Consider the following 14,272-nt stretch of genomic DNA (forward strand, 5'->3'; position numbering starts at 1 on the left):
CTATTGAAGACTAATGCATTATAAATATCGATAAAATACTAACAATATTTGCATATTCTCGATTACTCGTTAACAATATTTGTTGAATTGTATGACTTCGTCTAATTTGTAAACAAAAGCTCTCTGTATTTGGTCAATGGCCATAATTCATCATCAACTAATAACTCCAGTTTATCACAATGATACCTTATATCTTCAAACAGCGGCTTCACTTTGTTACAATAAACATCTGCTTTCTTTTCTAAATTCTCAATAGTATTAGCTGTTCTACGCTCATCTGTCATTTTAGTAACATTAGAATTAATACCTTCTATATGACTAGAAATTTGTTCAATAAGGTACAATTGTTCTTTTGCTAGTTTTTTAAATGAAGCACCATAAATCTCTTTGAGACCTTTAACATTTTCAATTAAAATATTTTGATATCTAACTGCAGTAGGCACCACATGATTTCTTGCAATATCACCTAGCACACGCCCTTCTATTTGTATTCGTAAGCTATACTCTTCTACTTCTATTTCATAACGTGCTTCAGACTCTACTTTATTCATTACCCCTAGTTTCTCAAAAAGAGCGATTGCGTCTTTAGACACTTTAGCTTTTAAAGCTTCTGGAGTTGTTTTATTATTGCTTAAGCCGCGTTTTTTAGCTTCTTTTTCCCAAGCCTCTCCATAACCATTACCTTCGAATAAAATTGGCTTTGATGCTTTGATATATTCTCTTAACACATTAAATATAGCATCATCTTTTTTCATTGCTTTTTTATCGATAAGTTTTTCAACCTCTGCCTTAAAATCTATAAGTTGCTTAGCTACAATAGTATTTAAAACAGTCATAGGATTGGCGCAATTTGCTGTAGAACCTACTGCTCTGAATTCAAATTTATTACCGGTAAAAGCGAAAGGCGATGTACGATTTCTGTCTGTATTATCTAATAATACATCAGGAATTTTACCAACAACATTAAGCTTTAAATCTGTTTTCTCTTGAGGAGATAACTTCCCATTAGTTACATTTTCTAACTCATTTAGCACTTTGGTTAACTGATCACCAATAAATACTGAAATAATTGCAGGAGGAGCTTCATTGGCGCCAAGTCGATGATCATTACTTGCAGAAGCAATTGCTGCTCGTAAAAGTTCTTCGTGCTCATGAACAGCTTTAATGGTATTTATAAAAAATGTCAAAAACTGAAGGTTGCTCATTGGCGTTTTTCCTGGACTTAACAAATTAACACCAGTATTAGTACTTAAACTCCAATTGTTATGTTTTCCAGATCCATTAACACCTGCAAATGGTTTTTCATGAAATAAGACTTTAAAATTGTGTCTTGCTGCAATCTTATCCATTACATCCATTAATAACGAATTATGATCAACGGCTAAATTGGCCTCTTCATAAATTGGCGCTAATTCAAACTGATTTGGTGCCACCTCATTGTGTCTCGTTTTTACAGGAATTCCAAGAAGCATACATTCATTTTCTAAATCTCGCATATAAGCCATTGCTCTATTTGGAATGGTACCAAAATAATGATCATCTAATTGTTGACCTTTAGCTGGTGAATGTCCTAATAGTGTTCTACCTGTTTGTACAATATCAGGCCTCGACATTGCCAAGCCATTATCAATTAAAAAATACTCTTGTTCCCAACCTAGCGAAGCATTGACCTTTTTTACATTTTTATCAAAATATTTACAAACGGCAACTGCTGCAGCGTCTACAGCTTGAAGCGCTCTCAATAACGGTGTTTTATAATCTAAAGCCTCACCAGTATAAGATACAAATACAGTTGGTATGCATAATGTTGTTCCGTAGATAAACGCTGGAGAAGTTGGATCCCAAGCCGTGTAACCGCGAGCTTCAAAGGTGTTTCTAATTCCTCCGTTAGGAAAACTAGATGCGTCTGGTTCTTGCTGTACGAGTTGTCCGCCTCCAAACTTTTCTATAGCTAAACCATTACCAATGGTCTCAAAAAAGGCATCATGTTTTTCGGCAGTTGCACCTGTTAAGGGTTGAAACCAATGCGTGTAATGTGTAGCTCCTTTTGAAATTGCCCATTCTTTCATTCCTGTTGAAATATGATCTGCGACTGTTCTATCTATCTTTGAGCCTTTTACTACAGCATCCATAACGTTTTCATATGCTACTTTGGTTAAGTATTGACGCATTGTTGATTCATTAAAAACGTTATCTCCAAAACGTTCTGAACGCCTTTCATTTTCTTCAATTTGAAAAGGTTTATGTAAATGAACTTGTTTAAGAGCATGAAATCTAAGTGTTGACATAATTATGTTTTTATCATTAAATTAGGGCAAATTTAATGAATATTTAATTTTTAAAAACATTTACCCTGTTAAAAATAGGGTATTGACAATTGTTAATAACAAATGATCTTTTAATACCCTATTTTTTTTGACATATTCATAAAAAAACTAATATTTGTACTTTAGAATTTATAAAAAAATTAAAAACACCATGAGCAAATCAAAATTAGAGTATATCTGGTTAGATGGTTACAAGCCAACTCAAAACATGCGAAGTAAAACTAAAGTTGAAAATGACTTTAGTGGAAAATTAGAAGATTGTCCAATATGGTCTTTTGATGGTTCTTCAACAAAACAAGCATCAGGAGGTGCTTCTGATTGTTTATTAAAACCTGTAGCGATTTACCCTGATCCAGCAAGAGAAAACGGTTATTTAGTAATGACTGAAGTTTTAAATGCAGATGGAACTCCACATGCATCTAATGGCAGAGCTACTATTGATGATGATGATAATGATTTCTGGTTTGGTTTTGAGCAAGAATACTTTGTAATGGATAAAGACACTCAATTACCTTTAGGCTTCCCTATTGGTGGTTATCCAGGACCTCAAGGTATGTATTATTGCTCTGTTGGTGGAAGACATACACACGGTAGAAGTTTTGTAGAAGAGCATGCAGATTTATGTATCGCAGCTGGTTTAAACTTTGAAGGTATTAACCAAGAAGTTGCTTCTGGACAATGGGAATACCAATTATTTGCTAAAGGTGCTAAAAAAGCAGGGGATGAAATTTGGATCTCTCGTTATTTATTAGATCGTTTAACAGAGCAGTATGGATACTATATTGAATATCACCCAAAACCTGTAAAAGGTGATTGGAATGGTTCTGGTATGCACGCCAACTTCTCTAACACAGTTTTAAGAACTTGTGGTTCTCAAGAAACTTACGAGAAAATATGTGAAGCATTTAGACCAGTAGTAAAAGAACACATTGCAGTTTATGGTGAGTTTAATGACGAACGACTAACTGGAGATCACGAAACAGCATCTATTGACGACTTTAGTTATGGAGTGTCAGATAGAGGTGCGTCCATACGTATACCAATTATTACTGTTGAGAAAGGTTGGAAAGGATGGTTAGAAGATCGTCGCCCAGCATCAAATGGTGATCCTTACAAAATTGCAGGTCGTATTATCAAAACTGTAAAATCTGCTAACATCAGCTAGATTATATCATATAATTTTGTTCATAAAGCGTCTTCTTATAATGAGAAGGCGTTTTTTTTATACCTGTGATTTAAACGCTAAGAAAACAAAAGCACCATAGGCAACAACCAACAAAAGCCCTTTGTATCTTGAGATTTGAAATTTCTTCGGAATAATAATCAATGGAATAAGCACAGCAGAAAAGGCCAACATCCAATAAATATCTTTTTCTAAAATAGTAGCATCTGTCACTGGGATTGTTTTAATTATTGAAGTTAGCCCTAAAACCGAAGCAATATTAAAAATATTTGAACCAATTAAATTCCCCAACGATAGTGCTTTTTCCTTTTTCACTGCAGCTATAACCGATGCGGCCAACTCAGGTACACTAGTTCCAATTGCAATAACTGTTGCAGCTATTACAGCATCACTTACACCTAATTTTATGGCTAAGTCTTTGGCTCCATCAACTAACCATACAGATCCAAAATAAAGTGCTGCTGCTCCAATTAGCAACCACATAATAATTTTAAAGTTTGAAACCACTGCTAAACTATCATCAACATCTTCAATAACTGTGTCTTTTTTTGCAGAACGAATTAAAACAACTAAAAACACAATTAAACCAAAAAACAAAACACCACCTTCAATTGCAGTGAGCTGGCTATCATTCCAAAGAAAATAATATAACGCTATAGAAAATAACATCATAACAGGCCAATTGAGCTTATAAAACGACTTATCTACAGCAATAGAGCTCACCAAAGCCGTAATCCCTAAAACCAACCCAATATTAGCAATATTGGAGCCTATAACATTATTAATAGCTATAGCAGGAGAACCTGTAAGTGCAGCATTTAAACTTACCAATAACTCTGGAGCCGATGTTGCAAAACTCACCACAGTCATTCCAATGACCATTTTAGAAATATTCAATTTAAAGGATAAAGCAACAGACGAACGTACTAAAAACTCACCTCCTATTACTAATAATAACAATCCTAAAATGATCCAAACTAAACTCATAAATATTCTATTTTAATAACGTAGTTTAAAGTATTACATACTATAATGCTGCGAAGATACTATAATAGCAAATAATTAAAATCAATCCCATCTAAAATTCTAAAACTTAATTTTTAGTTAAACAACTATACAAGTAGTTGTATAACTGCAAAAATAGTTATACATTTGAAAAAGGGATTAAATTTCTAATATTTTCAGGAACTAAACGATACTCTAGATGCAAAAACTAACGAATAAAGAAGAAGAAATTATGCACATCTTATGGAAGCTCGAAAAAGCTTTTGTAAAAGATGTCCTCGCAGAAATTCAAGAAGACAAACCACACTACAACACACTTTCTACCATTATAAGACATTTAGAAGACAAAGGTTTTGTTAGCTACAATGCTTATGGTAAAACGCATCAATACTACCCTATCATAGACAAGGAAGTCTATAAAAAACGATTTATGAATACCGCAATTGAAAATTATTTCAATAATTCATATAAAAACGTGGTTTCCTTTTTTGCTAAAGAAGAGAAGATAAGTGTTGATGAATTAAAAGAAATCATTGCATTAATTGAGCAAAAAAAATAATTATGGACTATATATTAAAAGCATCTGCCCTTCTCTTTATTTTTTATGCATGCTATCATTTATTACTTCAAAAGGAGACATTTTTTCAAGCTAACCGCTGTTTTTTACTCACAGGTTTAATTATGTCTTGCATTATACCTTTGGTTGTGATACCTATATATATTGAGTACACAGTTACAAACGCAAACAATTTTGTATTTAATTATAGCAACTCCACTCCTCATCAAACCATTACAGAAGAGCCGTTTGATTACATGCAACTTATTTTATGGACTTATTTTGCTGGTATTTTATTTTTCTTCGGAAAGTTGATTGTTGATTTTTTGTCGCTTAGAAAGATTATAAAGTCAAGTAAAACCACATCTCTTGGCGCTTTTAAATTATTAGAAACCCACGAAAACATCACTCCATTTTCATTTTTTAACCGTATTGTGTACAATCCTAATCAATTTAAAAAAGAAGAAATTACGCACATTATAAATCACGAAAAAGTACATTCACAACAATGGCACTCTATAGACACGCTATTATCTCAAGTAGCCTGTATTTTATTTTGGTTTAATCCAATTGTATGGCTGTACAAAAAAGCCTTGCAGCAAAATTTAGAATTTATAGCCGACAAAAAAGCGCAGCACATTTCGCAATGCGAAAAAAGCTATCAAACTGTTTTATTAAAAGCTAGCGTAAACAAATATCACTTAGCAATCACAAATAATTTTCATACATCATTAATCAAAAAACGAATCGTTATGTTACACAAATCAAAATCGAGTAAAATCAATCAATTAAAACTAGTTCTGGTGCTTCCTTTTCTAGCTTTCTTTATGATGAGTTTTAATACGAAAAACGTATATGTTGAAATTCCTCTAGAAGAAGAAAAACCTACAAAAGCACTTTTTCAAACCAAAGAAATTGAGCAAATATTTACTTACGATATGAGTGATGAAGACTTGGTTTTAATTAAAAAGAAATTACGAAATCAAGGCGTGACATTTGATTACTCAAAAATCAAACGCAATAAAAAAGGAGACATCACAGCCATTAAAACCGAATTTGACTACAATGACAACTCTAGCATTTATCATGCTAAATCAGACAAGGCTATCGAGCCGTTTATATTTAAAACCTCAAAAGGCATGTTTGTTGTTGGCACATTTACAGATAGAACGTCTAAAACTTACACAACACATAATGGTAAAACTAAAGTACAATCTACTGGAAGTTCAAATGTTTACGTTATTGAAGAAATAGAAAACGATGAAGATTCTCATAGTGAGCATCGAGATGTAAAACATGAAGCATCTGCCATTGTATATGAATCAAAAACTTGGACTAATAAAGATGGAGAAAAAATTAGTATCAATGCTTCGGAAAATGGAAAGACCAATGTTTTTGTTTCTAAATCTGACGAACCTTTATTTGTCGTAAATGGTAAAATTGTTGAAAAATCGGTATTTGAAAATATAGATTCAGACGCTATTGAAACCATCAATGTTCTTAAGGATAAAGTTGCAATTGAACGATTTGGAGAAGGCGGTAAAAATGGCGTTGTATTACTAAGAACAAAAAACGCTCCAGTATGGGCTGTTAAAAACAAAAAAATGGTAACCTATGAAATTGGTGAACCTGGAGACTCTATTAACCATAGAATTGTAGAGAAAACATACAATTTGAACTCACAGGATGATGAATTTATAGTAACTTATAGTAAAGATTCAAAAGATGAACCTTTAGTTATTGTTGACGGAGTTGAAGGATCTAACATAAATTTCAAAAAATTAGATCCAAACAGTTTTGAATCTATGGAAATAATTAAAGATAACGAAGCACTTAAATTGTATGGAGAAAAAGGCAAAAATGGAGTGATTATAATTAAAACCAATACTGCTAATCATGTAATGAACACAGATAACAACCCATGGAAAATTAAAAATGAAGTAACCGTTATTAAATTTGAAGATAATAATAATAATAATAATAATGGTGCAGCAACGATAGAATACATTCTCACTAAAAACGCTACAGATGCTTTTTTAGAAAAGCAAAAAAGAGAGTTACAAAAACATGGTATTGACGCTAAATTCTCAAAAGTAAAACGCAATAAAACTGGTGAGATTACAAGCATCAAAATTACTTTAGATGATAATAATGGTAGAAAATCAAGCTCTAGCTGGAAAGATAAAGCTGAAGCTATTCCTGATATTGTGATGGGAAGAACTAAAGAAGCTCTTTTTGTGAGAGCTATAGGTAATTAGACCCTTAAGGATTTAACAGTAAAAACCCTTCAGAATATTAAATTTTGAAGGGTTTTTAAATATTTGGCTATTTGTTTAATTAACCACTAATTTCTTTACGGTTTTCTTACTTTCCGAAGAAATCGATAATAAATACATTCCGCTTGGGAGATTTAAATCTACTGTTGCTTCATTTCTATACACAAAGGACTTTAGCAATTTGCCTTCTATAGAAAACACTTGTAAATCTGCTTGAGTATTCAACCCTTTAACTGTAATCGTATTTGTGGTTGGATTAGGGTAGACACTTATTTGGTTAGAATCGAACTCATTAACACTCAACTCTTGATCCCAAGTTTGACCAACATTAGTTCCCCAAATATATTCTACTAAATCTGGTTGATCTATAAACGGATTTCTATTAAACTGCCATGTGTAGACCACATTATTACGATTCATCTCATAATCATCTGGCGGATCATTTCTATGCCAATCTAACAAGGTTTCTAAATCTCCTAATTCTCCTGGATAGTCTTCTAAATCTGGTATCACTGGATATCCATTAAGAACAGATAATTCATTATATCTTATTTCCATATATAAAACGCTTCTTGCAACATCGCCATAGAAACTTCCGGCAGTTCCTGTTGGACCATTATAAGCTCCAAAAGCAGGATCTCCATAATTTTTGTTATTACGTGAGCTATTTTCAGTAGCATCGGCTGGACGAAGTGCGTGAGCATCACTATTTGCATGACGTGTTGAGTCTGCTTTAGTTTCCCAAAATATATCTACGCCATCTGCAATTTCATCTTCTTCTATATCTCCAAAGTTACCTCTAGATCTAGGGTATGTATGTTCTCTATTCCATTTTTCGAAATTATCAGAGCTTGATTGTACATCTAATTTAGAGCGACCAAATTCTTTATATACTAACCAGACTTCGTTACTATTTAATGGATTTTGATCTGCTTCAACTAAAATATCTAAAATATCAGCATAGGTTTGAGCCCTCACAATTGTTGGGTCTGCAATTATATCTTGTAAGGCTTGTCGCAACTCCTCGTTTGCTAAGCCATCTAACGTATTGTAATAGCTACTAGGTTGTGTGCTTGTTACATTTCCGAAGGTAGGATTTAAAGGTGTACCAAAGCCAGCCATTGTAAAATCGTTATCTACAATACGTATCATTAGATTATTATTAAGTGCTAAATATTGAGCTGGTAAACTTTCAAAACGAATATTTGTGACCTCGTCACCTTCATCATCGGCATCATCAATTAACGTAATGGTTGTTGAGGCTGTATCTTGATTTACAGGAATCGTGATTGATGTGTTGCCAGTAAAATCGGAAGTATTAAACCCAAAGTTATCTAATAGCAGGTTAAAGTTGAGCTCTTCTGTGACAGGAGTTTCTGAAGTAAATGTAATATCAAAGGTATCAAACTCATTGTATTGGTCTTGATCAATAGTCATTGCAATCCCATTGAGCACAATACCGCTGCCATCATTTAATGCTCTAGGTGTTGGTGTGGTTGATGTATAGGTGACGTTACCTTCTGTATCAACAAAACGCTGTATTGAGTTTGAGTTATTTCCTGGCCCTTCATTGATTTGCTCAATGTCTGCAAATCTAGGATCTGCGCTAAAGATATTGATGAAATCTTGATCATCAGAATCTGAAGTATCATATAGCAATACATCAACTAGATTATCAATGGTAGCAATGGTTTCTTCTGGAAAATCTAAATAGCTTCCTTGATATATGGCTACGGCATCTGCTCCATTTTGAATAACATTCTCAGAAATTAAAAACTGAGGCACAGGACTTACTGAATTACTCCCAATAAGCAAGAGACCGTTAATATCTGTCGTATAACCTTCTAAATCTACCGTAAAGTAACTGGAGTTATTACCAGATGATGAGCCATTAAAGAACACAATAACATAACCATCTAATGGAAAGTTAGGTGTTTCTGATAATATCTCAATAAATTCGTGTCTATCTGTATTGTCTCCTTCAAAACTTGTGTCACAATCTAGTTCATTAATGACCACTTGCCCAAATGCAAATTGGGTTATATAAAACGATAAAGCTAAGAGTAGTATTTTTTTCATAGTAACTATTTTACACAAATGTAATCAACTCTCATTCCTATTTGTAAATTAAACTTTAAGAAGTTATCAACTTTAACACTAAAAGTGATATTTTAATTACATAATAGTATGGTTTAAACATCCAATACTTAAAATCTAAAATGATGAAATGGCTAAAATTTAATGGTTTTATAATGAAAACACCCTTGACTTTTAAAAAATCAACAAAAAAGCCCCTTGAAAAATTACAAATAACCACTAAAAACATTAAATAAAGTAACAAATTATAACTTTTATCAAACAAGTCACATGTTAATTGAAACATATATGATCTTTTAAGTTATAAACTTATATTCAATTTCATAGATTTTAGTATAAACGTTTGGACAATACCTTTCTAAGTATATATATTGAAAACTCAATCAAACAAATAATCAATTATTAACCTTAAAACCAAACATTATGATGACACTTACTAAACTAATTATCGATATTCTTTTTTCGATAAGCTAAACCCAACCACATTGAATGTAAAACTTAGTCTAGAATAAGTTTTACATCATTTTTTAAACCCTTTTTTTTTAATTCTAATTCCGTAAATTTACAATTAAGTAGATATCTACTAAACTTAACTGTATGAAACAGAATTTCTTTAAGGCACTCGCCAAATTAAATAAAATACTCTTACCTAGTTACTCTAAACAACAGTTAGATCTTAGCAAAGCCACTAAAATACAGTTAGCCATTATTGGTTGGCGCGTTTATGTGACGTCGAGAGCTTTGGACTGAATGCCGTGAAAACTTATTTTTATAATCTTTAAAAAACAATCTATTTTTTAACCACTTTTGTTTTGTGTTTCTTTAAAAAGAAGTATATTTGCACCCACAAAATTGGCCTCGTGGCGCAACTGAATAGCGCACTTGATTACGGCTCAAGAGGTTACAGGTTTGAATCCTGTCGAGGTCACTAATGTTTATAAGGGTTTCAAGAGATTGAAGCCCTTTTTTTATTTCCAGTGTTCACACTATTTTCACACAAATTCAGAATTAACACTACAACATTACTTAAATTAAATGTTTTCTAAAACGTGCATATTTTACATTTCTTGCATTACCTCATCATTTTAGCCGCATAATTCAGCGTGTTAACCTGTGGTTATGTGTAAGCGTGTGAGGTGGCAAATTTATAATCTTTAGTACATTACAAATAAAGCCCTTTTAAGGATGGTTTATTCTTTGGCTATATTCTTAGTCGTATCGGTTGAGGTTCGTTCGTGTGTGCTTATGTGAATAGATATTCATATAGTTTACAAGCCATAACCAGCACCAGCAATGGCACAACATATAATTCCAAAGATGAGGTTTTGTTTTATCCATGGTGGATTATGTGGGTCGTAGTGTTTAGGCTTACGTCTTTGGCTCATGCTCTAAAGGTATAAAATATAACGACAACTATGTAACTACTTGATAATGTGATAGTTAAAAAGGTACTGGGAAAAGACTTCATTTTACGCAGTAATATGTTCTGCACACCGATTCGCACACATTGAGCATACATTTCAGATATTGTTATATTGTGCGTTATAGATAAAAACTATCATAAATATATTTTATCATTGAATATAGCTATAATAAGGGTTTTAGCTGGCTTTAGGTGTGATATAACAAATAAATATAACAAGCAAAAAAAAGCCTGCTATCGTAATGATAACAAGCCTTTTTTCAAACAGTCTGACAAATCTAAGTTCTATACATAATTATCAAGACTCCTTCATCTGTTACAATTGGGTTTGTTTTAATTTTCCAATTATCTGCCGCCGCCTCATCAATTTCAATCTGTAAATCTTCGGCTAAGTGCTTAACTATTATCTTATATTCTATCATAGCCCTATAATTTAATAACCGTTATTTGATACATACCATCTTTTTGGATAACATTACCAACTGGGCTAAAACCTTTTGCATTGTGTTTTATTATTTCATGCTCAAGAGCCGTTTGTGTTTCTGCTGTGAGTGTTATATCTGCCATATTATTTAATGTTTAAAATTGCGTTATAGTTCCAAGTAATATTATAATCTGCATCAATATCCTTTACCAGTTCTCCAGCAACTCTTATTGTATCTGCTGGCTTATCATTTTTTCGTTTACACAACTTAACTTGATCGGTAACAACTTCCATTGCTTCTGCTTGCTTTTCATTCGTTAGATATAATTTAAACAGTTCGCTATCTATATTTAACTTGTAGCTGTCTTTTGATATTTTTAGGAAGTCATCTAGGTTATACTCTTTTTTCTTAGGCGCTTCGGGGTGGCTTATTTTATCAAAACCTTTGTTATAGGTTTCTTTGCTTTCCCAATAGCTATGATTTTGAGAATAAAAGTAATGTTTAATATCCAGTAGCTTTTTATAACGTGTTTCAAGTTCTGTTAATTTATCGGTGTCAATATTGCATAAGATTAACCATTGTTCAAAATCTGCTTCAGGTATTCTCTGTTGCATCTTCTTTTTTTGATAGTCTTCAAATATTGTCACAAAATTACCGTCCTTTAAATCTGATAGCTTTAGTTTATGATCTACCTTTTGCGCTGTTAGTTCACTCTTTACGGCTTCCAGTAGTTCAGGGGCTGCCTGTATTCTTTTTATGAAGCGGTCTTCATATGCTTCGTCGTATTGTAATAATTGTTTTTTCATTTTTGTAAATTGCATTTGTGCCACTTTCGGGCGTTATATTTAGTGTATTATAGTAGGTGTTTTGACTTGGGGGCGGATATTGTGGCAAATTGTTAAGGCGGGCGGATATTGTGGTGCATTTTGTTGAATTTTGTTGAAATAGTTACCTTGTGTTACCTTGAATTTAATTTAGGTAACTGCTTTAATTCCTTATAAACATTGGTGTTATTGCTTGTGAGTTGTCATAGTTACCTTAATTTCATATACTATTATTCATACTATATATTACATTCTATCTCTTACACGTAATAATAGAAAAACAGGTAACTATGGTAACTTTTTGTTTAAAAGCCTTATAAACATTGGTGTTTTGTGAGTTACTTAAATTAAAAGTTGGTTAACTACATGGTAACTTTAGTTACTTAAATCACTTAATAAGTCTCTATTTTTTAATAAAAAGTATGTTTTATTGCCTGTCCGTTTTTCCTTAGTCATTTCTAAACCGTTGGAATTTGCGTATAACTCTAAAAATTTAGAGGTGGTTCTGCTGTCCTTAACTTCTGTTTGATTTGCCACTTCACTCAACAAATACCATTTATCTAAATCAATAAGGCTGTCTATAACCTCAACAAATTTATTACTGGTGCTATTAATTAGTAATTCAGTTTTAAGCTTAGGATTTATGTATTTTGTTAATCCATTTTTAAGGAATAGTTGCATACATTCAGCCATAACCTTGTAGAATTTTGAATATTCTTCTTTACTCCAATTTTTACCAAAAAAATTATTTTTGAATACATGAATGGGCTTATGGTGTTCATTGAAGTAATTGTTGATAATGATAAGGTGTTGTCTGTCTCTGGAAGATCCTGAGTCTGATTTAATAGGTCTGTTTGTGGTTACAATGAACTTTGGGCTATGTTCATAATCAACCTCTTTAACATCTGCATATTTTCGCTCTATTGGCATTGTGCCATCTATTACCGGATAAAGGTCTTCGAAATCAAAATTTGGCTTTACATCATTAAGTAAAACAATTTCTGTATTTTCCTTTATTTGCTGGAAGACAAACTTTTCTTTTAAGTCGCATTGCTTACCGTTAAGGGTTGCTATGTCTCTAAGTTCTTTAACCCCATTTATAGCGAGGTTTTTACCTCCACGACCTTGACTACTGTTTGTTATCTGTGAATTTGCATCACTAAAAACAACACATTTTGCATTGCTCTCGTCCTTATGTGTATTGGTGAGGAAGCCTAAAGCGCTTAAAAGACTTTTAAGATGTTCTTGGTCATCAGTGATAAGTGTAAGAAATTTATAAAACTGTGAATCTTTACTTACACTTTTTTCATTCCAATAGCCATTTATAATATTTTCCTTATAAATAAAGTTATTAGGTATGATTTTAGTCAGTTCGCTATATTGATAAAACGAAATTTCATTTGCTGTAATTACAATAAAACCATTAATAAAAAATAACATTCCTTTATCCTTAGTATCCCTATAAGGTGTTAATGTTGTTTCAGGAAAACCACTTATAACGGCTTTATTTTTTATTAAGATTGTTTCTCCTTGCTTATAAAAAGCATCAGTTAATAGGTCGTTATTTTCTGTTTTGATATCCTTTAAAACTTCATTAAAAATATCATTAGGACTTTTAACCGTAGCAATGTTGTATTTTATTTTTAAAGTTTGTTCGTTATGGTTACGATACCCTTTATTTTTTAAGTTGTTAGCGATACCATTTGAGCTAATTTGAAAACTTGTTTTTGTTTTACGGAATAATTTTTTTGTATCTTTAACCTTTAAATCCTCCAAAGATGTAATAGGGTTGTTCGTGGTGTTTTTCATGATCAACCTTATTTATTTGAATTAGACAAAAACTCATCATTTTCAGCTTCCAACTCTTTTAAGGTTTTTTGCTTTCCTGTTTTTATCCAATCGACAATTTCAGATTTAAAAAAATAAAGTCGATTACCTTTTTTGTTATGTGGTATCTCATTACGTTGAACGTAACCGTAAAGGGTGGGTTTTGTTAATCCTGTAATTTTTGAAACCTCATTAAGATTAATAGGTGTTTCAATGTCGGGTTGAGGTTTTGCCTTATTAGAAAGTAAGGCTAAAATTTCGCTTTGTCCTCTTTGAAGTTCAGCGACTACATTTGGTAATTGATCGAAAGATAATGTGTTCATTTTGCA

At 32.2% G+C, this 14,272-nt stretch carries 12 protein-coding genes and 1 tRNA gene; 5 read left to right on the plus strand and 8 right to left on the minus strand.

All coding sequences use genetic code 11. From position 1 onward, the window contains the following. Nucleotides 1-101: 101 nt before the first annotated feature. Entirely contained in the window at nt 102-2,288 is a 2,187-nt protein-coding gene (locus TD29_RS16755; RefSeq protein WP_040282468.1) for a glutamine synthetase III family protein, read from the minus strand. Nucleotides 2,289-2,478: 190 nt separating this feature from the next. Here TD29_RS16755 and TD29_RS16760 point away from each other — a divergent pair, with 190 nt between their 5' ends. Continuing rightward, nucleotides 2,479-3,492, plus strand: a complete 1,014-nt coding sequence (locus TD29_RS16760; RefSeq protein ID WP_040282470.1) for a glutamine synthetase beta-grasp domain-containing protein — start codon at nt 2,479-2,481, stop codon at nt 3,490-3,492. Nucleotides 3,493-3,549: 57 nt separating this feature from the next. Here TD29_RS16760 and TD29_RS16765 read toward each other — a convergent pair whose 3' ends face one another. Next, entirely contained in the window at nt 3,550-4,497 is a 948-nt protein-coding gene (locus TD29_RS16765) for a calcium/sodium antiporter (RefSeq protein WP_040282471.1), read from the minus strand. 217 nt (nt 4,498-4,714) lie between these two features. Between TD29_RS16765 and TD29_RS16770 the strand changes: the two genes are divergently transcribed. Both TD29_RS16770 and TD29_RS18100 read left to right on the plus strand, forming a co-directional pair. Next, nucleotides 4,715-5,074: a BlaI/MecI/CopY family transcriptional regulator gene (locus TD29_RS16770; protein WP_040282473.1), complete on the plus strand. Its 360-nt coding sequence runs from the start codon at nt 4,715-4,717 to the stop codon at nt 5,072-5,074. A 2-nt stretch (nt 5,075-5,076) separates the two neighbouring features. Next, nucleotides 5,077-7,329, plus strand: coding sequence for a M56 family metallopeptidase (locus TD29_RS18100; RefSeq protein WP_052467165.1), 2,253 nt, complete (start codon nt 5,077-5,079; stop codon nt 7,327-7,329). A 75-nt stretch (nt 7,330-7,404) separates the two neighbouring features. Here the strand turns inward: TD29_RS18100 and TD29_RS16780 are convergent, their stop codons facing one another. Beyond that, nucleotides 7,405-9,426, minus strand: a complete 2,022-nt coding sequence (locus TD29_RS16780) for an endonuclease (RefSeq protein WP_040282475.1) — start codon at nt 9,424-9,426, stop codon at nt 7,405-7,407. A gap of 615 nt (nt 9,427-10,041) precedes the next feature. Here TD29_RS16780 and TD29_RS18810 point away from each other — a divergent pair. After that, a complete protein-coding gene (locus TD29_RS18810) occupies nt 10,042-10,194 on the plus strand; it encodes a hypothetical protein (RefSeq protein WP_040282477.1) in 153 nt (50 codons plus the stop codon). A gap of 104 nt (nt 10,195-10,298) precedes the next feature. After that, nucleotides 10,299-10,372, plus strand: a tRNA-Arg gene (locus tag TD29_RS16790). A 773-nt stretch (nt 10,373-11,145) separates the two neighbouring features. Here the strand turns inward: TD29_RS16790 and TD29_RS18580 are convergent. The 5 genes from TD29_RS18580 to TD29_RS16805 all read right to left on the minus strand — a co-directional run bounded on the left by TD29_RS18580 (nt 11,146) and on the right by TD29_RS16805 (nt 14,266). After that, nucleotides 11,146-11,289 carry a hypothetical protein gene (locus tag TD29_RS18580; RefSeq protein WP_161792629.1) on the minus strand — a complete coding sequence of 48 codons (144 nt, stop codon included), beginning with the start codon at nt 11,287-11,289 and terminating at the stop codon, nt 11,146-11,148. A 4-nt stretch (nt 11,290-11,293) separates the two neighbouring features. Next, nucleotides 11,294-11,434: a hypothetical protein gene (locus TD29_RS18585; RefSeq protein WP_161792630.1), complete on the minus strand. Its 141-nt coding sequence runs from the start codon at nt 11,432-11,434 to the stop codon at nt 11,294-11,296. Nucleotide 11,435: 1 nt separating this feature from the next. Then, nucleotides 11,436-12,098: a hypothetical protein gene (locus TD29_RS16795; protein WP_040282479.1), complete on the minus strand. Its 663-nt coding sequence runs from the start codon at nt 12,096-12,098 to the stop codon at nt 11,436-11,438. Nucleotides 12,099-12,491: 393 nt separating this feature from the next. Then, on the minus strand, nt 12,492-13,925 hold the full coding sequence (locus TD29_RS16800) for a hypothetical protein (RefSeq protein ID WP_040282481.1): 1,434 nt from the start codon (nt 13,923-13,925) through the stop codon (nt 12,492-12,494). Nucleotides 13,926-13,933: 8 nt separating this feature from the next. Continuing rightward, a complete protein-coding gene (locus tag TD29_RS16805; protein WP_040282483.1) occupies nt 13,934-14,266 on the minus strand; it encodes a helix-turn-helix domain-containing protein in 333 nt (110 codons plus the stop codon). Between the last annotated feature and the right edge of the window lie 6 nt (nt 14,267-14,272).

Source organism: Psychroserpens damuponensis (genome assembly GCF_000826655.1).
GTDB classification, from domain to species: domain Bacteria; phylum Bacteroidota; class Bacteroidia; order Flavobacteriales; family Flavobacteriaceae; genus Psychroserpens; species Psychroserpens damuponensis.